The organism is Haloarcula halophila (assembly GCF_029278565.1).
Lineage (GTDB): Archaea > Halobacteriota > Halobacteria > Halobacteriales > Haloarculaceae > Haloarcula > Haloarcula halophila.
Window position 1 is genome coordinate 1,610,164 of the sequence record NZ_CP119559.1, and the last position, 19,042, is coordinate 1,629,205.

The following is a 19,042-nucleotide window of genomic DNA, read 5'->3' on the forward strand; positions in this document are numbered from 1 at the left end:
AGATGACAGACGACTCACAGACACACGCGGACCGCACTGTCGTGCTCGCCTCCGGCGGCATGGACAGCGCCACGGCCGCCTACGAGGCACAGGCCCGCGGGTACGACGACCTGTACCTGTTGCATACGAGCTACGGACAGAACACCGAACAACGTGAACTGGATTGCGCGCGTGCGCTAGCCGACCACGTCGATGCGGCGGAGTTCCTCCGTGTCGAGACCAGTCACCTCCGGCAGATCGGCGGCTCCTCGCTCACCGACGACGGGATGGCCGTCGCCGAGGCCGACACCGAGGGCGACGAGATCCCCAGTTCGTACGTCCCCTTCCGGAACGCGAACCTGCTGTCGATGGCCGTCTCGTTCGCCGAGGCCAACGGCGCGAGCGCCGTCTTCATCGGTGCCCACAGCGAGGACTTCTCGGGGTATCCGGACTGTCGCCCCGCTTTCTTCGAGGCCTTCCAGTCAGTCGTCGACGTGGGGACGAAACCCGACACGGAGATCGCGCTCGAAGCGCCCTTCGTCGAGTGGACCAAGACCGACATCGCCGAGCGCGGACTCGAACTCGGGGTCCCCTACGCGGACACCTGGAGTTGCTACCGGAGCGACGAACCCGCCTGTGGGACCTGTGACGCCTGTGCCTTCCGGCTAGAGGCGTTCCAGCGGCTGGGCGAGCGCGATCCGATCCCCTACGAGCGCCGGCCCGAGTACGCGGACTGACCGGACCGTCCTCAGTCGTCGGCGCTGTCGGCGGCCACCCCGTCCAGGACGTACTCCGCCGACGTTCGAGTCGTCGCCAGCGGCACGTCGTGGACGTCACAGATGCGCAACAGCGCCGTGATGTCGGGTTCGTGTGGCTGTGCAGTGTGGGGGTCCCGCAGGAAGACGACGGCGTCGATCTCGTCCTGTGCGACCTCACCGCCGATCTGCATGTCCCCGCCCAGCGGCCCGCTCTGTTTCCGCTCGATCTCCAGATCTGTCTCGTCGCTGATCCGCTGGCCCGTAGTGCCCGTCCCGACCAGGTCGAACTCGGACAGCAGCGACTCGTAGGTCCGAACGAGGTCGATCATCTCGGGTTTCTCGTCGTCGTGGGCGATGAGCGCGACGCGTGTCATGAGTCGTCTCTCGGAAGCCGGGCTAAAAGCTGGTTGGGTCCTGTCGGAGACGCTACCACTGCCAGAAGGGGGCCTGGGCCGTTCCGTCTACTCGACGTCGACCCGGCCGTCGGCGGAGACCGTGACCGGATGTCCCTCGACGGTGAACGTTTCGGGCTCGCCGTCGTTGACGACCGTGCGCAGTGTCTCCTCGTCGACGTACTGCTCGATGTCGCCGACATCCTCGACAGTGAGATCTGTCGCCGCCAGAACCGCGTTGGTGATTACTTCGTCCGCAGGCACCGGGGTCTCCCACCCGTCGTCGTCGTCGTCCTGCAGCAGGTACACTGTTCCGTTGTCGGTGCTCATACACGACACCACGCCGGGCTAGCGCTTAATAGGTGTTCAGCTGTTTCAGAGCGTGAAACAGCTCCGTGCGGGTGTGTGTCAGGCTCGTGTCGGACAACGGGATCTGTCGACGGTCGATCGGTGTCAAAAACGGTGTCGGAGGGCTCCCGGACAGAGGTTGTCAGAGGCACGGCCCGGAGTACTCTCTCCCAACACCAACAGGTGATACTCCGTGGTACTACTTAATGATTCGTCTCGCCCGGCAGCAATGGATCGACGGTCTCGGATCACCGGATCGAGGGAGCCCCCGTGCGCGCCGACGATCCGTCGCCAGCCGGACGATCCGGCCCGACGATTGCCGTGGTGTTTTTGACCGGACCAGTTGCACTGTCGGTATGGACGGTGTCGTACTCGCGGCCGGATCGGGAACGCGACTGCGGCCACTGACTGCCGACAGACCGAAGGGACTCGTCCGGGTCGCCGGGCAACCGCTCCTCTCACACGCGTTCGATGCCGTGTTGTCGGTCGGTGTCGACAGACTGATCGCCGTGGTGGGCTACCGAGCCGACGATATCGTCGAATACTACGACGACGACTACCGTGGCGTCCCGGTCGAATACGTCCACCAGGCCGAGCAACTCGGGACCGCTCACGCACTCCAGCAGGCGTGTCCCCTCGACGGGACGACCGTCGTGATGAACGGGGACAACGTCTGCCGGGCGAACCTCGACGCGGTCCTCGACCGCCACGGGGCGACTGATGCAGCCGCTACACTCCTGGTAGAGTCGGTCACACGCGAGCAAGCCCGCGAGACCGGCGTCGTCGAAACCGACGACGGTCGGGTCACCGGACTCGTCGAGAAACCGGCCGACCCGCCCTCGACGCTGGTCGTCCGAGGGTTTCAGGTGTTCGAGCCGACGATCGAGCCGGCCTGTCGGCTGCTCAGACCGTCGGCTCGCGGTGAGTACGAACTCGCCGACGCGGTCGACCTCCTGGTGCAGGCGGGCCATCGGGTCGAGACGGTTCGACTCGACGGCTGGTGTCACAACGTTAACGACACGGTGGACGTCGAAGAGGTCGCCGAACGGCTCGACTGAGCAGGTGCGACGAAACGCGGCGGCGGGTCAGCCTTCGACGCCGCTGAAGGAGAGCCCGCCCTCGATGTATCGCTGTGCGAAGAGATAGACGAGCATGATCGGCGTCGCGAACGTGAGCGCGAACGCGGAGAACCGCGCCCACGGGATCGAGTACTCGTCGACGAGCGAGTAGAGTCCGACCGGCAGGGTGTAGTTCTCGGTACCCAGCAGCGTCTGGGCGACGACGAACTCGGTCCAGCCAGTCAGGAAGGTGAAGATGAACACGGTCGCGAGGCCCGCCGCGGACATCGGGAGGATGACTTCCCAGACGACGCGCCACGGCGGCGCGCCGTCGACGACGGCCGCCTCCTCGTAGGAGACCGGGATCCCGTCCATGTAGGTCTTCAACAGCCACGTGTTGAACGGGACCGCCGTCGCGGCGTAGTAGACCGCCAGCGCCAGTTTGTTGTCGTTGATGCCGAACTGGACGTAGATCGCGTACATCCCGATCAGCAGGGCGACGCCGAGTCCGCCGCCGACCTGGGTCATCAGGACGTACAGGAACAGGATCTTCCGGCGGAAGAGGAACTCACGGCGAGAGAGCGCGTACGACGCCGGGATGATCAGCGCCATCGCGATCAGTACCGTCGGGATCGCGACGGTGACGCTGTTCCAGAGGAACTGCTTGAACTCCGACGGCCGGTCGACGCCGTAGGCCGAGGCGTCGAGGAACGTCAGTCCGGGCGTCTCGAAGACGAACGCCAGATCCGTCAGCGGGACACCGACGGTGATCGCCAGCGACGGGATGCCGATGTCACCGACGACCCAGACGAAGGGCTTCACCGTCGGGTTCGGCGGGATCAGCGTGATGCTGTCGGACGTGTACAGCGACGCCCCCGAACCGGAGATGGCCGCCGTGAAGATCCAGTAGATCGGGAACAGGAGCGCGAGCACCATCGCCGTCGCGGCGATCGTCGAGACGACGACCCGCAGGACCTCCGAAGCGGGCACCTCGCCGCGTTGGACCGCCTCGACGGTGTATTTCCACTGCCGGACGGTCTCGATCGGCGTCCGGGCGACGTTGAGGGCGTCCTCGGTGAGTTTCCGTGTGATATTCGAGAGCAGTCCCATCAGTCGTTCACCCCGTCAGCCAGCCGACCTTTCTTGACGTTCAGCCACATGAACGCGCCGATGAACAGCAGCGCGACGATACTGATCGCGGCACCGCGACCGTACTCCTGGAACTGCAGCGCCTCGCGGTAGCCGTAGACGACGATGAGTTCGTTCGCCCGGGCCGGACCGCCCTCGTTGAACACGTAAGGGATCAGGAACTGCTGGAACGAGGCGGCCGACGTGAGGATCGTCGCGAACAACACCGGTCGCTTGATCGACGGGAGCGTGACGTGGACGAACCGGGAGACGAAGCCGGCGCCGTCGACGACGGCGGCCTCGTGGAGTTCCTCCGAGACGTCCTGGAGCGCGCTCACGGTGATGATGACCATGAACGGGTAGGCCAGCCACGCCTCGGTGACGTTGTAGGCCATGAACGCGGTCCACCGGTTCGAGAGCCACGAGATCGAGGAGAAGCCGAAACCGGTCAGCAACTGGTTCATCAGGCCGAACTGGGCCGAACTGAAGATCCCGCGCCACACCGTGATGATGAAGATCGGCGGCAGGCCCATCGGGAAGATGATGAACGAACGCAGCAGTCGTTTCCCGCGGACGAGATCGCTGGTCACCACGAGCGCGATCGAGAGGCTCGTGACGATCTTGAGGACGACACTCGTCGCGACGAACAGCCAGGTCACACCGAAGGAGTTCCAGAACTCGGGGTCGGTCATCACGTTGGCGTAGTTCCTGAGACCGACGAAGGTCGCATCGCCGAACGTCAACACTGCGATCGCCCCGTCGCCGGCGAAGAGGTTCGCCGGTTCGGCGTTCGTAAAGGAGATGCCGATCAGATAGACGACCGGGAACAGCATGAACGCCGAGAAGATGAACAACCCGGGCAAGACGAGCAACAACGACGTGTCTTCCCGATCGAGGAAGGGGACGTTCTCGACGCGGCGTGCGACGCGTGAAACCGTACTCATGAGTGCCCTCTAGCCTTCCCAGTTGCTGCGGATCTCCGATGCGGCCGTGTCCAGGGCCTCCTGTGCGCTGGCGTCGCCGTTGAAGGCCTTGGTCAGTGCGTTGCCGATCGGGTCCCAGACGTCGTCCATCCGGGGCGCGCTGGGCATCGGGGTGCCCTGGCCGGCCGACTGGGAGTAGGCCTGGACCGCCGCCGGGAGGTCGGAACTGCCGACGAGGCTGTCGAGTACCGGGATCGCGCCCTGCTCCTGGGCGAGCGTACTGAGGTGGTCCTCGTTGGTGACGTACCACTCGACGAACTCACGCGCCGCCGTGGCGTCGGCACCGCCGTCCGCCATCGGCTTGGCGAAGTACCACACCGAGATCCCCGTGTAGGGACTCGGTTCGCCTCCGTCCATCTCGGGGAAGCTGAACACTTCGTAGTTGATGTCGTTGTCGCTGAACGTGGCAAGCGCCCACGGCCCGTTGATCGCGAAGGCGGCGTTGCCCTCGTTGAACGCCGCGGCCTGGGGTTCGTAGCTCGGGTCGTTGGGCATGTACGGCCGGAGGTTCTCCAGGGCGTACTCCAGTCCCTGGACGACCTCCTCGGAGTTGACACCCAGGGGCTCGTCGGCCTGGGGGTCGTAGTAGTGGCCGCCGAACGCTTGCAGGAACCCACTGGAGAAGTACGGGTCGAACGGGTAGGAGAGTCCGTACTGACCGTTGTCGGGGTCGTGGTGCTCGTCCATCATCGAGACCATCTCGTCCATGGTCTCGGGCACCGAGTCGACGATGTCCATGTTCGCGATCGGCGTGACCGTCTCGGCACCGAACGGGAGGCCGACGAGGTTCCCCTCGTACTGGACGGCGTTCTGTGCCGTCTCGGTGAACTGGTCGAGGCTGATCGAGATCTGGTCGCGCTGATCGACGGTGAAGCCCTGTTCGTAGGTGTTGCCGGCCCAGTCGTGTGCCCAGTCGAAGATCTGGGGACCCTGACCGGCCGGGATGGCACTCGACGTCTTCTTCTGGAGGTCCGAGATATCGGAGCCTTCGATGGTGTGCTGGCTCCGGTCGTTGAACGTACCGACGATCTCTTCTCGGGTCGCTTTCTCGCTGTCGCTCAGCGACCACCAGGCGGTCGCGGTGCCCGCGGGACCCCCGCTGTCAGTCGAGGACCCGCCGTCGCTCGATCCTTCGTCAGTTGCGCTACTTCCGGAGCCACCGTCCCCAGAACCGTCGTCTTGTTGTTGAACGCTACATCCGGCGAGGGCTGCTGCCGCGCCGACGCCACCGATCCGTTCGAGGATTGTTCTGCGATCCATTGTCATGGATGGATAATGGATGAAATAGTCGTTCACAACTTAAGCCATTCGATTGTTCAGACACGTTCATGATATATACCGAGACACCATCGGCTCCGCGAGAACAGAATTTCCCGTCGCCGGCCGCTGCAGGCTCTGAGACGGACGACGATCCACGTCCATAAAAATTCTACGAAATCGTACCTCATACTTTCCAGCCAGTAGCGCCGGCGGCGAAAGACCCAATTACCCCACTGTGTACCGTGGGCGTATGCACCATCCCGGCCCACCACGGTTCTGTCACGTCACCGAGTCCGTCGAACTCGCGCCGCGGGAACCCGACCCCGACGCGTCGTACCACTGGACGCTCACCGAGACGCCCGACGACAGCGACGCGACGCTCGGTGACGGCCCCGTCGTCCACCTCGAACCCGATCGGCCGGGGAGTTACCGCGCCGAACTGACCGCACCCGACGGGACACACAGCCAGACGGTCCGAGCCTTCCCCGAAGCCGTGACCGAACGCGTCCGGTTCAGCGTCACCGAGGACGACATCGTGGATGGAGATACGGACCGCTCGGACATCGAGGAGACGGTCGTCATCGGGAAGTTCAACGACTTCACGATGGGCGAACACCGGGCCCGCAGGGAAGGGACGGAGTGGGTCTTCGAGACCGATCTCCCGCCGGGGACCCACAGCGTGATCTTCGCGTTCGACGGGGAGTTCGACCCTCACGCCACCGACGAAGTGACCGTCGAAGGGCCGGGCCGTCCCCGGATCGAACTCGACGGCAGCGTCGCGGACGAGGAACTGGTCGTCACTGCCGACGCGAAGGCGGCCCCGAACGGCGACGACCCCGAGGTCGAGTTCCACCTGGACGACCGGGACGCACTCGCGGCGGCGGACGTGACCGTCGAGGGCGACGAACTCCACGTCCCGCTCGACGCCGTCCCCGAGGGCGCACGCGTCCACGCGGTCGCCGTCGCCGAACACCACAGCATCGCCGACACGCTCGAAATCGGCGGGGACGGGACGGTCCACCGACCGGCCGACGCCCCCGAGTGGGCAGGCGACGCCACGGTCTACGAGATCTTCGTCCGGGAGTTCGTCGGCGACATCGCCGAGACCTCCTTCGCCGAGATCGAACGGCGGGTCCCCTACATCGAGTCGCTCGGGGTCGACGTGGTGTGGTTCACGCCCGTCGCACAGAGTCCGACCCGGCACGGCTACCATATCACCGATCTGTTCGATACCGCCGACGACCTGGGGACCCGGGCGGAGTTCGAATCGCTCGTCGACCGCCTCCACGAGGCCGGCATCTCGGTGCTGTTCGACCTGGTGATCAACCACACCTCCCGGGATCACCCGGCCTTCCAGTTCCACCGCTCGGGGGTCCCCGGCTACGAGGACCACTACGAGCGAGTCCCGGCCGAGGACGACACCTCCAACGTCGACTGGGCCGGCGACGACGCGCCGGGCCTGTATTTCAACTGGACCCGGATTCCGAACGTCAACTACGACTCCCTGGCCGTCCGGGCGTGGATGCTCGACGTGGTCGACGAGTGGGCCGGCGTCGTCGACGGCTTCCGCTGTGACGTGGCCTGGGGCGTCCCCCACGGCTTCTGGAAGGAGGTTCGTGAGCGCGTGAAAGCCGAGAACGGCGAGTTTCTCCTGCTGGACGAGACGGTCCCACGGGAGGCCGACTTCCGGGAGAACGAGTTCGACGTGCACTACGACACCGACTTCTATCAGACGCTGCTGGATATCGGTCGCGGCGAGGAGCCCGCCGCCGCCGTCTTCGACGCGCTCGACTCCTCCCAGGTCCGGGGCTACCCCGATCGGGCGGTCCACATGCGCTACGTCGAGAACCACGACGAGGACCGCTACCGCGACCAGTGTGGCGTCGCCCCGCTGCGGGCGGCCGTCGGCGCGACCTTCACGGTCCCCGGCGTGCCGATGATCTACTACGGCCAGGAACGCGGCGTCGAGGACCAGCGCGGGACGATGCGCTGGCACGACGGCGACAGCGAGTTGACCGACTTCCACCGCCGCCTCGTCGCACTCCGTCAGGACCATCCCGCGTTGCGCGCACCGGGCGTCGAGCCGGTCGAAGTGACCGTCCACGAAGGCGACCCCGAGGACGTGGTCGCCTACCACCGATCGGACGGCGAGGAGTCGCTGGTCGTGGTCCTGAACTTCGGGGCCGACCCGGCCACTGTCGCCCCGGCTGTCGGCGTTACCGGCCGGGACCTGCTCGCAGCGACCGACGCGACGACCGACGCCGGCCTCCGGGTCGAAGATGTCGTGGTCACGCCAGCCGAGTAACGTCCGGGGCCGGCTACTGTGTCGAACGTAGACATACGGATGCCTCATAGAAACCGTCAACCGACCGTCGCCAGGTGTCCGGAGTATGGCCGCTCCCCGACGCCCCGTTCTACGGTTCGTTCTCGGTGTGACACTGGGGAGCATCGCACTCGCTGCCTACCTCGCGTTCGCCGGCTCCGACTCCGTTCTTGCCCGAGCGAGTACCATCGCCCCCTGGGCCGTCGCCGCCGTCGCCGTGCTCGTCGTCGCCGAGGGACTGGCCGACGCCGTCGGCGTCTGGGCGTCGATCCGGCCGCTGGGTGAGGGACTCTCCGGCAGCCAGAGCGTCCAGTTCGCGCTCGCCGGCGACTTCTTCGATACGCTCAGTCCCGCCGGGCCGGTCAGTTCCGAGCCGATCATGGCGCGGTTCATCAGCGTCACCACCGACACCGGCTACAGCGAGGCCCTGGGCGTCCGCGGCGTCGCCAAGTACGTCAAATCCGGCACCCAGTTGCTCCTCTCGACGGTGCTCGCGCTCCTGTTGCTGGTCGGGACCCCGGACGCCCGCGTCGTCGTCGGTATCTTCGGCGTCGCGCTGCTCGGACTGCTGGCCGTGGGTGCGGCCCTGCTGTGGAGCCGGCAACGGCTCTCGCGGGCGATCGTGACGCTGCTCGCACCGCTCGTCGGCTTCCTCTCGGCACGGTACCGCGAGAACGCACACGACCGCTCGGCCGTCGCCGCTGCCGTCGACCGGTTCTGGGCGCGCGTCGTCCGCTTTCGTGACCGGCCGGGGTTGCTCGCGCTGATCGCGGTCGGCGGCCTCCTCGAACAGGTCCTGACCGCGACTGCGCTCTGGGTGGCGCTGTCCGGGACGGAGACGACCGTACCGCTGTTGCCGATCGTCGCGCTCGTCCCGCTGCCCCAGGCAGCCAGCGCAGTCCCTATCCCGGCGAGTCTGGGCGCCTACGACGTGCTGCTGAGCGGGGCACTGGCTCTCGTCGTCGGCGTTCCGGCGGCGACGACGGCGGCACCGGTGTTGGTCGTCCGGGCACTCTCGATCCCGTTCGCGCTCTCGGTCGGTGGCGTCGCCGTGGCCTTCCTGCGTGGCTGGCGACCCTGACCTCCGACGCCTACTCGCCTCGGTAGGTCACCGTCCGCCGTTCCAGCGCGACCGCGGCGTCGACGATGTCCTCGGTGTCGTCTGCGGCGACGAACGTGACCGTGTTGCGGATGCCAGAGAGGGGAACCTCGACGGTCAGGCGCTCGCCGTCGGGTTCGATCCGCCGGGTCTCCTGGCCGTGCCGGACGATCAGTTCGGCGGCGTCGGTGGTCACCGCGACGGACAGCGTCGACTCCTCCGTCGTCGTCGGAAACTCCCCGACGGTCAGCGAGGGACGGCTCCGTTCGGTCCCGAATCGCTCGGCGACGATGGCGGGCGTCTCGACCGGTTCGCCCGCGTCGATCCCGTGAGCCAGGCGGACGTACTGGGCCATCGACCACGACAGCGGCGTCGCCGACCCGGTCCCCTCGCCGAACGCCCAGCCGTACTCGGTGGGTTCGTCCCGGTCCCAGACCTGCTCGGGGATCATCCGCCCCTCGTTGGCGAAGCCCGCCATCGTCGACAGGAGGGTCCGGGGGGAGAGTTCGCCCGAGTCGGTCCCGCGGCGGAGTTCGTACTCGCCGCGTTCGCCGGTGAGGATCGGCCAGAGCCGTCCCTGCCCCTCGCTCTGCCAGGGCGATCCGTCCGCCGCTTCCCCGTAGCCGTCCCCGTTGTAGCGGTACCACGCCGGGCCGTTGGGCGTGTCCCGGCGGATCGTCCCGTCGACGACCGAGACGGAGTTTCGGATCACCGGGTCGTCGGCCGACACGATCCCTAGCCGGACGAGTTCGAGGAAGCCGGCGTCGATCACGGCCCGTTCGTCCAGTGTCGGGCCGCCGTTTGCGAGGGCGAGGTCGGCCCCGTCGTCGGGGTCGGTGTCGTCGTCGACCCGCATGTAGTAGGGCGGTTCGTTGCCGTCGGCACCAGTCGTCGTCGCACACCACGCCTCGACCGAGCGGGCCCACTCGTCGGCGGTCGCCAGCCAGACCAGCGCGTCGGCACGCTCGTCCTCGGCGGCGGCCAGCGCCGCGGCGCAAGTCAGCCCGGCGATCTCGGCGGCGATCGTCGACGGGGAGTAGCCGCTCTCCTCCTCCCAGCGCTCCTGGCCCGTCGCCGGACCGCTGCCGGCCACGTAGTCGGCGGCGGCTTTGACCTGGTCGTAACTGTACTCGACGGCGTCGAATCCCAGGCCGTGGCGGTCGGCCAACTGGGAGGCCATCACCAGCGGGAGGGCGACTTCGTCCAGTTGCTCGCCGCCCCAGCGCAGGCGGCCGTCGACGAACGTGTTCTGTGGGATAGCGCCGTCCTCGCGTTGCTGGTACTCGAAGACGTACTCGACGGCACGGCGAGCGCCGTCGACGTCGCCCATCGCCCGCAGGGCGGTAAAGGACTGGTAGAGGTCCCGCGCCCAGACGAAGTTGTAGCCGTAGTCGCTGGGCGTCGACGCGCCGACGGCCGTCCCCCACGGGACCGACGGGCTGGCGATACCCGCCCCGACGTAGGTCTTGTCCTCGACGGCGGCGAGCACCATCGCGGCGACACGGTACTGGATCGCCAACTCGTCGTCCCCGGCGACGCTGTCGGGGACCGACAGCTCCCCGAGGTACGCCTCCCAGGCCGAGACGTACGCCTCGCGGGCCCGCTCGTAGCCCGCATCGACGGCCGCCCGTGCGGTCTCGCGGGCGGCCTCCTGGTCCCGGTCGGTCGCGAACCCGAGCGCGAGGGTGGCCCGGCCGCTGCCGGTCAGGAGGCGGCCGGCGAGGTCGACGACGCCCTCGACCGAGGCGTTGTTCGTCCACTCGCCGGCTTCCAGGAGCGCCTGGCCGTCGTCGGGTTCGAGCGCGCCGGCGCGGCTAAACCCGCTTTCGGCGACCATCCCCAGCGCGACCTCGTAGCTGTCGCCGTCGTCGCGGACGACGTGCTGGCCGTCGTTTCCGTCGGTGTCCCAGGCAGCGAGTTGGTAGCCGTCGGCGGTCGGCACACGCCGGCCGAAGTCGGCGCCGGCGCTCTGGGAGCAGGCAGTCCGGGCGACGGCGTACACCTCGTGTCGCCCGGCTCCGTCGAAATCGACCCGTCCCAGCAACGCGTCCCGCTGAGGGTCCGTCACCCACTCCGCGGTGAGTTCCCACGCGTCGCTCTCGGTGGGGGCGAACGTCTGTTCGTAGACGAGCGCCCGGTCGGTCGCCAGCGTTGTCGACCGCTCGACGCTGTCGGTCGTCGTTCGATCGGTCCGGTGACTCCGCCAGGCCCGTCGGTCCTCGGTGTCGACGACGACGAACTCCAGGGTCCGGAGGTTCAGCAGGTCAACCCGTGGATACCGGACCTCTGTGACCGCTCCCTCGGTGAACGTCGCCCACACCCGCGATGGCGCGTCGTCCCCGTGATCGGGGACCGTCGCCACGCCGAACTTCCGCCCCGTCGTCCAGGTCGGCGAAGGTGCCTCGATGGCCGTCTCGGTCGCCGTCCCTGTGTCGGTCGCAGTGGACTCGCCCCCGCCGAACCGGCCCGGACAGCCGGCGAGACCGGCCATCCCGATCCCGGTCGCGAACCGCACGAACTCCCGTCGTCGCGTCATCTGCTCCCCCCGTTTGACCCCCGACCGTGAATCATTGTCGGCTCGTCGAAGCGATCGCGTAAATTAACTACGAAGTTTCCCATCACAAATTTCAAAATTCGGGGAAGATTTATCATTGAGGAACCAAACATCGGAGTAATGGCGAGTCTCGAACTTGAAACGCTTCGGAAGGAGTTCGACGGTGGGTCCATCGTCGCTGTCGACGACCTGGACCTCTCGATCGACGACGGCGAGTTCGTCACCGTCGTCGGGCCGTCGGGGTGCGGGAAGTCGACGACACTACGGATGATCGCCGGGCTCGAACGACCGTCGAAGGGCCGTATCCGCCTCGGCGGCACGGACATCACCGACGTTCACGCGCGCCACCGCGACGTGGCGATGGTGTTCCAGAACTACGCGCTGTACCCACACAAGACCATCGAGCAGAACATGGCCTTCGGGCTCCGGATGAGTACGGATCTGTCCGCCGAGGAGCGCGAGAAACGCGTCTCCGAGGCCGCCGAGATGATGGGGATCGCCGAGTTGCTCGACGACACGCCCGACGAACTCTCCGGCGGGCAGAAACAGCGCGTCGCACTCGGCCGTGCGATCGTCCGCGAACCCGAGGTGTTCCTGTTCGACGAACCGCTCAGCAACCTCGACGCGAAGCTCCGGACGACGATGCGGACCGAGATCCAGCGCCTCCAGGCGGAACTGGGCATCACGGCGGTCTACGTCACCCACGACCAGGAGGAGGCGATGACGATGGGCGACCGCATCGTCATCCTCAACGACGGGAAGCTCCAGCAGACCGGCGAGCCCACCCACGTCTACAACAACCCGACCAATCAGTTCGTCGGCGGGTTCGTCGGCTCGCCGTCGATGAACTTCGTCGACGTGACCGCCGAACCGATCGACGGCGGCGTCCGGCTGACCGGCGCCGACGGCGCGTTCACCTACGACCTGACGAGCGGACGGGCCGACGCCTTCGGCGACATCAGCGGGGGGACGTACGTGCTGGGCGTCCGCCCGGAACACGTCTCCGTCGGCAACGAGGGGGCGCAGTCGGCCGTCCCGGCCGTCGTCGACGTCGTCGAACCCGTCGGGAGCGACAACTACCTCTATCTGGACCTGGGGACCGACGCCCGGGCGTTCGACACCGAGGGCGCGCCGGAGTTCATCGCGCGTGTCGCCGCCGACATCGAACCCGAGGTCGGCGAGACGATCCACGTCTCCTTCGACGAATCGTCGGTCCACCTCTTCGACGACCGGACCGGCGAAGCGGTCACCGCCGTCGAGGAAGAACCCGTTCCGGCGAAGTAACCGGCCCTCGTCGTTTCTCGTCTCTTCGACACAGGACCGATCGGCGAGTGACTACTCGGTCGCTCCGGCCGCCTCCTCCGCCCGTAACTCGCCGATCGAACTGAGGTGTGCGACCGTCGCCAGTCGGAGCGCGTGTGGCCATCCCAGCGGGGTCGCACAGTCGGGGGTCCCGTCGTCGTACAACTGCTCGGAGAGGTAGCCACTGGGCTGGACGAGCGAGCCGCCGGGGAGGATCTCGGCCAGCAGGTCCCGCGAGCGGGCGTAGGCGGTCGCCGCCCGAACGTCCTCGTCCCGGTTGTCGAGCAGTGACCCCAACTGCGCGGCGGCGTTGGCTCCCCACGCGGTCGAGACCGTCCAGACTTTCTCGTCGGCCTGGGAGTTCCGTCGCCACTCGTCGCCCTCGAACCGGACGAGCCCGCGGATCGCGTCGGTCTCGCGTTCCAGGCCGTCGAGGGTCGTCCGGACGTGGGTGTCCAGTCGGTCCAGCGTCCGCTCGGGGAGGGCGACGAGCGCGGCGTACTCCCGGAGGGCACCGACCAGCGCGAGCGTCCCAGAGTCGAGTCGCTCGTCGAGTTCGCCGTCGTGGCCCCGGAGGGCGTAGTAGTCGCCGGTCCAGAGCGCGTCGAGGCCGTCGTGGACGGCGCGGGCCTGCTCGCGGGCGTGGTTCCGGAGCGGTTCGTTGACCGGCGCGCGGGCGACGGCGGCGTAGGCGTGCAGGAACGTCGCGGCGGTGTGAGTAAAGCGCCCCTGCATGTTCTCCCAGGCGTTCTGGCAGTCGATCGGCAGCCCGTCGTCGACGAGCGTCTCGTCCAGGCTCTCGATACCACGTGCAATCGCCGTCTCGATCCGCCCGGGATCGTCGGGGGAACCGGCCCGGAGGAAAGTCGCAAGAAAGCCCAGGACGCTCCCGGTCTGGTCGGCCTGGTAGTCGGTGTCGCTCCCGCTCTCGATGCGGGCGTTGGCCCAGCCGGGTGCCAGCGTCTCGTCGCCGGGCCAGACGCGGTGTGGCCAGCTCCCGTCGGGGAGCTGTGTCCGACAGTAGAGGGCCGCCGACCGCTCGTGCCAGTCGGCCAGCCCCAGACCGAGGAGCTGATCGCCCGACAGCAGGAAGCCGGCGATCTCGGCGTCGTCGCGGAACCACGTGTAGCCGTAGCCCCCGGAGGTGACGAAGAACGGATCGAAGTCCGGACCGGCCATCCGAGCGCCGTTACTCGCCGACAACAACGAGACCACGCGCAGATCGTCGACGATCGACTCCCGGTGTGGCGTCGACTCCGGAACCGACCAGGGTCGGCACCCCTCGCTTGCCGCACACAGCGTGCCGACGCTGTCGTGACTACTCGCGAGGGCGGCCACCTCCGAGAGAGCGTCCCCGCGGGTCGTCTCGCTGATGTCGGTCACCAGTGTCACGAGCGTGACCGCGTGATCGTCGAAGGGGGCAGTCACGACGGCACCACCGGTCAGGACCGCGTCCTCGTAGCGGTCCTGTGTCGTCTCCCGGGGGAACTCGACCGGGCCTTCGGCGACCAGTTCGTCGAACCGCTCGGGGATCTGCCCGTGGACGGCCTCGATACCGGTCGAAACGCCGACGTAGTCGTGTTCGTCGCGGTGGTACGCCTCGACTGCGTCGTCGTGGACGAGCAGGCTCGTCCGCCCCTCCCGGCCGTCGGGGGCGAAGCCGACGAACGCCCGCAGCGTCGGGTTCGGGGGCGCGTCGCCCCGGAGTTCGAACCGCGTGACGTGTGCCCGACCGAACGTACAGTCGTACTGGGCGATCGACCAGCCCGGCTGCTCGTGGACGGTCTCGACGACGCCGGTCTCACCCCGGTAGCGCTGTTCGCCGCCGTCGTCGAACCAGCGCACGTCGTCGGTCTCGACGCCGAACCGCGACTGGTCGATGCCCGAGAGGCCGCAGAGCGGATAGGAGTAATCCCGTAGCGAGCCGTCGCCGTCGACGTAGACGAGCCGGTCGGCGAAGCCGGAGAACATGCCGGCGGTAGAGCGCAACTCCCCCGGGAACCGCCGATCGTGGTCCCGGTTCCGTTTGAAATCGTTCAACGATGTCCGGAGCGTCATGGTCACCAGTCAGCACCCCCGACACTATAAATTATGGTGTAATAATTTTTCGTAGTTAGAACAGGGCGTGGGAGACGTTCTATCCGCGTCTCGGACTGGCCCCGGTGAGCCGTCGTCGCTACGTCGGGGAGATCACCGGTCGGGGCGGGCGACGTGGTCAGCGGCCAGTTCCCAGTCGTCGGTTCGGCTGTCCCCGACCTGAACGACCAGTAGCTTAACCCGTTTTCGATCAGTAGTGACAGACCGCAACGAAAATGCTGAGTGGACCGGCACCGACCCGAATACGACCGAAACACAATTAGTCGTGACTACGGAGGTTCTGACAACAGATGGACGACGCAACGCTCGCAGCGCGACTCGAACAACTGGGCCTCTCCGAGAAGGAGGTCGATACGTACCTGTCGATCCTCCGGACCGGCGAGGCCAAGGCCAGCGAGATCGCCGACGACACCGGCGTCTCGAAGCGATACGTCTATAGCATCAGCGAATCGCTCGAAGACCGCGGGTTCGTCGAGGTCAACGACCACGTCGTCCCGACGACGATCCGGGCCCGCCCGCCCGGGGAGGTCATCGACGCCCTGACCGACCAGTTGACGGAGATGGAGACGGCGCTGGCCGATCGGTTCGCCGACACGGATCGGGAACCCCAGCAGTTCGACGTCATCAAGTCCCGCGTGACGGTGGTCAAGCGCCTCAGCGAGTACATCGCCGACGCCGAAAGCGAGATTATGCTCTCGGTCCCCCAGCAGTACCTCTCGGAGATCGGCGACGACCTCGCCGCTGCAGTCGATCGCGGCGTACTCGTCATGCTGGTCGTCAACAGCACCACCCGGATCGATCCGACCGACGTCGAGGGGAAGGCCGCTGTCGCTCGCGCCTGGGAGCAGGAGATGCCGATCATGCTCACGGTCGATGGCCAGTACGGGCTGGTCGCCCCGGCGGACATGGTGCTCCGGACGAACTCCGACCAGCGGGCGATCGCGTTCGTCCAGAGACAGATCGTCCCGATCCTCTCGGGGTCGTTCCTCGGGAACTACTGGCCGATGGCGACCGAACTCCACGTCGGCGAGCCACACCCGCTCCCCGAGACGTACCGGAGCTTCCGTCATCTCGTGTTACAGGCCACGCTCCGACTCCGGGCCGACGAACCGGTGACGTTCGTTGCCGACGTTGCTCCCGTCCAGGCCACCGACGACCCCGGACACATCGAGGGACAGGTCGTCGATACGCGCCAGGGGATGGTCGAACCACAGACCAACGCCTATCCGATCGAACACACGCTCGTCGTCGAACTGGGCGACGAGACGGTGACCGTCGGTGGGCCGGGCTCGTTCCTCGAAGACTACGAGGCCAACGAGGCCCGTCTCAGCTAACGGGTACTCGGGTCCGGCCAACGATAGATGACGTACGTATTCGTCTCCTCGCTGGTGGCCGGTTCCCAGACGATCCGGAGTGTCGCCTCGCTCAGGTCGAGATGTTCGCCCGACCCGACGCCGCTGAACTGCTTCGCGTTGATACTGATCTCCGTGCCCGAACTGATCTCGGTCGGGGCCTGTGCCTGTATCGGATTCCCGGTCAGCGAGACGTCGTTCCCGCTGGAGTCTTTCGCGTCGCTCACCGTCACCGAGAGCTCGTTTCGCTGGAGCGTCTCACCGCTCCCGACAGTCAGGTTGAGATACTCGCCGTTCGGGCTGGTCTCTTTACTGTAGTCGGCGACGATCGCCGTCTGTGGCGCGTTTTGCGGCTGCTGTTGGCCGATATTGAGGACGAACGTCCCGACCACGGCCGCGAGAATCACGACGATAGCGACCATCAGTACCACACCGATGACGGTGCTTACCCCCCGCTCGTTCCCAGCGTCATCCCTCATTGCACCAGTATCTGGGGGTAGGACGTAAAAACGCTGCCGTCCACTCAGCGTGCGATATGTCGGCCGGAGAACCCGATCGGCCCGGTCAGGCCGTCGCGAGGAGATCGTCGGGGAGTTCACCCGGCAGTTCGTCCCGGTCGTGAGTGGCCTCGAAGTCGGGGGCGGGACCCATCGGCACGATCCGTTTCGGACTGACATCCGGATGGGTCGTGTAGTAGTGTTCCTTGATGTGGTCGACGTTGACCGTCTCTGCGACGCCCGGCGTCTGGTAGAGGTCCCGCAGATACGGCCAGAGGTTGTCGTACTCGCGGACGAGCTTGTGGTTGCACATGAAGTGGGTGTGGTAGACCTCGTCGAACCGGACCAGCGTGGTGAACATGCAGATGTCCGCCTCTGTCAGCCGGTCACCGGCGAGGTACCGCTGATCTGCGAGCACGTCGTCCCAGTGCTCCAGGGCGTCGAACAGTTCCGTGACGGCGTCGTCGTAGGCGGCCTGCGTGTCCGCGAAGCCGGCCCGGTAGACGCCGTTGTTGATCGGCTCGTAGATCTCGTCGATGATCCGGTCGATTTCGTCCTGATAGCCCTCGGGGTAGAGGTCGACGTCGTGTTCGGCGACGCCGCCGAACTCGGTGTCGAGCATCCGCAGGACCTCCTTGGACTCGTTGTTGACGATGGTCTCCTCCTGTTTGTCCCAGAGGACCGGTACCGTCACCCGACCGGTCATCTCCGGGTCGGCCGCGACGTAGACCTCCCGGAGGTAGTCGGCCCCGTTGACCGAGTCTTCGGTACAGCCGGCTTTCTCGGGGGTGAACTGCCAGCCGTCGTCGCCGCGGTAGGGGTCGACGACGTCGACGCTGATCGCGTCCTCCAACCCTTTGAGTTTCCGGACCAGCAGCGTCCGGTGTGCCCACGGACAGGCCAGCGAGACGTAGAGGTGGTACCGCCCCGCTTCGGGCTGGAACCGCGCGTCCGGGTCGTCCTCGATACGGTCACGGAACGACGTCTCCTGCCGGTCGAACTCACCGTCCTCGTTGGTTGTCTTGTAGGCGTCTGTCCGCCACTCGCCGTCGACGAGCATGTTCATTGTACCGTATCTGAAGGCGTCGACGACCATAAACACCCCAGCGAGGTAACACCAGTGCCACCCGCACCCCGTTGCTGTAGCGACTGCTGTCAGTTACCCACACGGCGTCGTCTCGGCTTCGAAGCGCTTATCCCCCCGCTCGGCTACGTATCCGCCAAGAGTATCTATGTCGGAGAAACCCGCTTCAATGTACCGGGACATCGACAAGCCCTCGTACACCCGACGCGAGTACATCACGGGCATCCCCGGATCGAAGATCGCACAGCACGAGATGGGCCAGAAGCAGACCGATCGGGACGAGTACCCCGTCCAGATCAGCCTCGTCGTCGAGGAGTCCGTCCAGTTGCGCCACGGCTCCCTGGAGGCCTCCCGCCTCTCGGCCAACCGCCACCTGATCAAGGAACTCGGCGAGGACGGCGACTACAAGATGACCCTCCGGAAGTTCCCCCACCAGGTCCTGCGGGAGAACAAGCAGGCGACCGGTGCCGGGGCCGACCGTGTCTCCGACGGGATGCGCCAGGCGTTCGGGAAGATCGTCGGCACCGCAGCCCGCGTCCAGTCCGGCGAGCGCCTCTTTACGGCCTACTGCCAGGTCGAGGACGCCCCCCACGTCAAGGAAGCGTTCCGCCGTGCCTACAACAAGATCACGCCGTCCTGCCGCATCAACGTCGAGCGTGGCGAAGAACTGCTGATCGCGTAACACCACTTTTTGCTGCGGCGGACTTCCTCGGCCGCATCCGGGGACCTGCTGAACCCCTTCGATGGGAACGCTGCTCGACTACGCTTCGCTCGGTCGAGTGAAACGGCTCGCTCGCCGTCTGCTTCTACAAACGAGACGGACCGAGC

General features: G+C 66.7%; 16 protein-coding genes. 7 read left to right on the top strand and 9 right to left on the bottom strand.

The window, feature by feature from the left end; all coding sequences use genetic code 11:
* Positions 1–2 precede the first annotated feature (2 nt).
* Positions 3–716, top strand: a complete 714-nt coding sequence (gene queC, locus P0204_RS08550; RefSeq protein WP_276178198.1) for a 7-cyano-7-deazaguanine synthase QueC — start codon at positions 3–5, stop codon at positions 714–716.
* Between the two features lie 11 nt (positions 717–727).
* On the opposite strand, the gene P0204_RS08555 is transcribed toward queC, so the two are convergent.
* Together P0204_RS08555 and P0204_RS08560 are read right to left on the bottom strand one after the other, a co-directional pair.
* The gene (locus P0204_RS08555; protein ID WP_276178200.1) at positions 728–1,111 is read right to left on the bottom strand and encodes a methylglyoxal synthase; all 384 of its coding nucleotides are present in this window, start codon (positions 1,109–1,111) and stop codon (positions 728–730) included.
* Positions 1,112–1,198: 87 nt separating this feature from the next.
* Positions 1,199–1,459, bottom strand: coding sequence for a hypothetical protein (locus P0204_RS08560; RefSeq protein WP_276178202.1), 261 nt, complete (start codon positions 1,457–1,459; stop codon positions 1,199–1,201).
* A gap of 374 nt (positions 1,460–1,833) precedes the next feature.
* Between P0204_RS08560 and P0204_RS08565 the strand changes: the two genes are divergently transcribed.
* Entirely contained in the window at positions 1,834–2,535 is a 702-nt protein-coding gene (locus P0204_RS08565; protein ID WP_276178204.1) for a nucleotidyltransferase family protein, read from the top strand.
* Between the two features lie 27 nt (positions 2,536–2,562).
* On the opposite strand, the gene P0204_RS08570 is transcribed toward P0204_RS08565, so the two are convergent.
* The 3 genes from P0204_RS08570 to P0204_RS08580 are packed head-to-tail and all read right to left on the bottom strand — an operon-like array spanning position 2,563 to position 5,912.
* Positions 2,563–3,645 (bottom strand): ABC transporter permease subunit, encoded by a 1,083-nt coding sequence (locus tag P0204_RS08570; protein WP_276178206.1) that lies wholly within the window; start codon positions 3,643–3,645, stop codon positions 2,563–2,565.
* Positions 3,645–4,607, bottom strand: a complete 963-nt coding sequence (locus P0204_RS08575; protein WP_276178208.1) for a carbohydrate ABC transporter permease — start codon at positions 4,605–4,607, stop codon at positions 3,645–3,647. Before P0204_RS08575 ends, P0204_RS08570 begins: the two co-directional genes overlap by 1 nt.
* 9 nt (positions 4,608–4,616) lie before the next feature.
* Positions 4,617–5,912: an extracellular solute-binding protein gene (locus P0204_RS08580; protein ID WP_276178210.1), complete on the bottom strand. Its 1,296-nt coding sequence runs from the start codon at positions 5,910–5,912 to the stop codon at positions 4,617–4,619.
* A gap of 244 nt (positions 5,913–6,156) precedes the next feature.
* On the opposite strand from P0204_RS08580, the gene P0204_RS08585 reads away from it, so the two are divergent.
* Together P0204_RS08585 and P0204_RS08590 are read left to right on the top strand one after the other, a co-directional pair.
* Positions 6,157–8,211, top strand: a complete 2,055-nt coding sequence (locus P0204_RS08585) for an alpha-amylase family glycosyl hydrolase (protein WP_276178212.1) — start codon at positions 6,157–6,159, stop codon at positions 8,209–8,211.
* 85 nt (positions 8,212–8,296) lie between these two features.
* Positions 8,297–9,310, top strand: coding sequence for a lysylphosphatidylglycerol synthase domain-containing protein (locus P0204_RS08590; protein ID WP_276178215.1), 1,014 nt, complete (start codon positions 8,297–8,299; stop codon positions 9,308–9,310).
* A gap of 10 nt (positions 9,311–9,320) precedes the next feature.
* On the opposite strand, the gene P0204_RS08595 is transcribed toward P0204_RS08590, so the two are convergent.
* Complete coding sequence (locus P0204_RS08595; RefSeq protein ID WP_276178217.1) at positions 9,321–11,864, bottom strand: glycoside hydrolase family 15 protein; 2,544 nt, start codon at positions 11,862–11,864, stop codon at positions 9,321–9,323.
* Between the two features lie 138 nt (positions 11,865–12,002).
* Between P0204_RS08595 and P0204_RS08600 the strand changes: the two genes are divergently transcribed.
* Positions 12,003–13,166, top strand: coding sequence for an ABC transporter ATP-binding protein (locus tag P0204_RS08600; RefSeq protein ID WP_276178219.1), 1,164 nt, complete (start codon positions 12,003–12,005; stop codon positions 13,164–13,166).
* A gap of 51 nt (positions 13,167–13,217) precedes the next feature.
* Here P0204_RS08600 and P0204_RS08605 read toward each other — a convergent pair whose 3' ends face one another.
* A complete protein-coding gene (locus P0204_RS08605) occupies positions 13,218–15,242 on the bottom strand; it encodes a DUF7997 domain-containing protein (RefSeq protein WP_276178221.1) in 2,025 nt (674 codons plus the stop codon).
* 329 nt (positions 15,243–15,571) lie between these two features.
* On the opposite strand from P0204_RS08605, the gene P0204_RS08610 reads away from it, so the two are divergent.
* Positions 15,572–16,615, top strand: coding sequence for a TrmB family transcriptional regulator (locus P0204_RS08610; RefSeq protein ID WP_276178223.1), 1,044 nt, complete (start codon positions 15,572–15,574; stop codon positions 16,613–16,615).
* Here P0204_RS08610 and P0204_RS08615 read toward each other — a convergent pair.
* Entirely contained in the window at positions 16,612–17,112 is a 501-nt protein-coding gene (locus P0204_RS08615; RefSeq protein ID WP_276178225.1) for a type IV pilin N-terminal domain-containing protein, read from the bottom strand. The genes P0204_RS08610 and P0204_RS08615 overlap by 4 nt on opposite strands.
* Positions 17,113–17,197: 85 nt before the next feature.
* Complete coding sequence (locus P0204_RS08620; RefSeq protein WP_276178227.1) at positions 17,198–18,196, bottom strand: glutathione S-transferase family protein; 999 nt, start codon at positions 18,194–18,196, stop codon at positions 17,198–17,200.
* Positions 18,197–18,362: 166 nt separating this feature from the next.
* On the opposite strand from P0204_RS08620, the gene P0204_RS08625 reads away from it, so the two are divergent.
* Entirely contained in the window at positions 18,363–18,896 is a 534-nt protein-coding gene (locus P0204_RS08625; protein ID WP_276178229.1) for a 50S ribosomal protein L16, read from the top strand.
* Positions 18,897–19,042: the final 146 nt, after the last annotated feature.

What these genes read in the sequence shown, in the direction of transcription:
- P0204_RS08565 (WP_276178204.1), top strand. Translation starts at nt 1,834, where the DNA reads ATGGACGGTGTCGTACTCGCGGCCGGATCGGGAACGCGACTGCGGCCA.
- P0204_RS08590 (WP_276178215.1), top strand. Translation starts at nt 8,297, where the DNA reads ATGGCCGCTCCCCGACGCCCCGTTCTACGGTTCGTTCTCGGTGTGACA.
- P0204_RS08585 (WP_276178212.1), top strand. Translation starts at nt 6,157, where the DNA reads ATGCACCATCCCGGCCCACCACGGTTCTGTCACGTCACCGAGTCCGTC.
- P0204_RS08595 (WP_276178217.1), bottom strand. Translation starts at nt 11,864, where the DNA reads ATGACGCGACGACGGGAGTTCGTGCGGTTCGCGACCGGGATCGGGATG.
- P0204_RS08620 (WP_276178227.1), bottom strand. Translation starts at nt 18,196, where the DNA reads ATGAACATGCTCGTCGACGGCGAGTGGCGGACAGACGCCTACAAGACA.
- P0204_RS08555 (WP_276178200.1), bottom strand. Translation starts at nt 1,111, where the DNA reads ATGACACGCGTCGCGCTCATCGCCCACGACGACGAGAAACCCGAGATG.
- P0204_RS08610 (WP_276178223.1), top strand. Translation starts at nt 15,572, where the DNA reads ATGGACGACGCAACGCTCGCAGCGCGACTCGAACAACTGGGCCTCTCC.
- P0204_RS08625 (WP_276178229.1), top strand. Translation starts at nt 18,363, where the DNA reads ATGTCGGAGAAACCCGCTTCAATGTACCGGGACATCGACAAGCCCTCG.
- P0204_RS08605 (WP_276178221.1), bottom strand. Translation starts at nt 15,242, where the DNA reads ATGACGCTCCGGACATCGTTGAACGATTTCAAACGGAACCGGGACCAC.
- P0204_RS08575 (WP_276178208.1), bottom strand. Translation starts at nt 4,607, where the DNA reads ATGAGTACGGTTTCACGCGTCGCACGCCGCGTCGAGAACGTCCCCTTC.
- P0204_RS08615 (WP_276178225.1), bottom strand. Translation starts at nt 17,112, where the DNA reads ATGAGGGATGACGCTGGGAACGAGCGGGGGGTAAGCACCGTCATCGGT.
- P0204_RS08560 (WP_276178202.1), bottom strand. Translation starts at nt 1,459, where the DNA reads ATGAGCACCGACAACGGAACAGTGTACCTGCTGCAGGACGACGACGAC.
- P0204_RS08600 (WP_276178219.1), top strand. Translation starts at nt 12,003, where the DNA reads ATGGCGAGTCTCGAACTTGAAACGCTTCGGAAGGAGTTCGACGGTGGG.
- queC (WP_276178198.1), top strand. Translation starts at nt 3, where the DNA reads ATGACAGACGACTCACAGACACACGCGGACCGCACTGTCGTGCTCGCC.
- P0204_RS08580 (WP_276178210.1), bottom strand. Translation starts at nt 5,912, where the DNA reads ATGACAATGGATCGCAGAACAATCCTCGAACGGATCGGTGGCGTCGGC.
- P0204_RS08570 (WP_276178206.1), bottom strand. Translation starts at nt 3,645, where the DNA reads ATGGGACTGCTCTCGAATATCACACGGAAACTCACCGAGGACGCCCTC.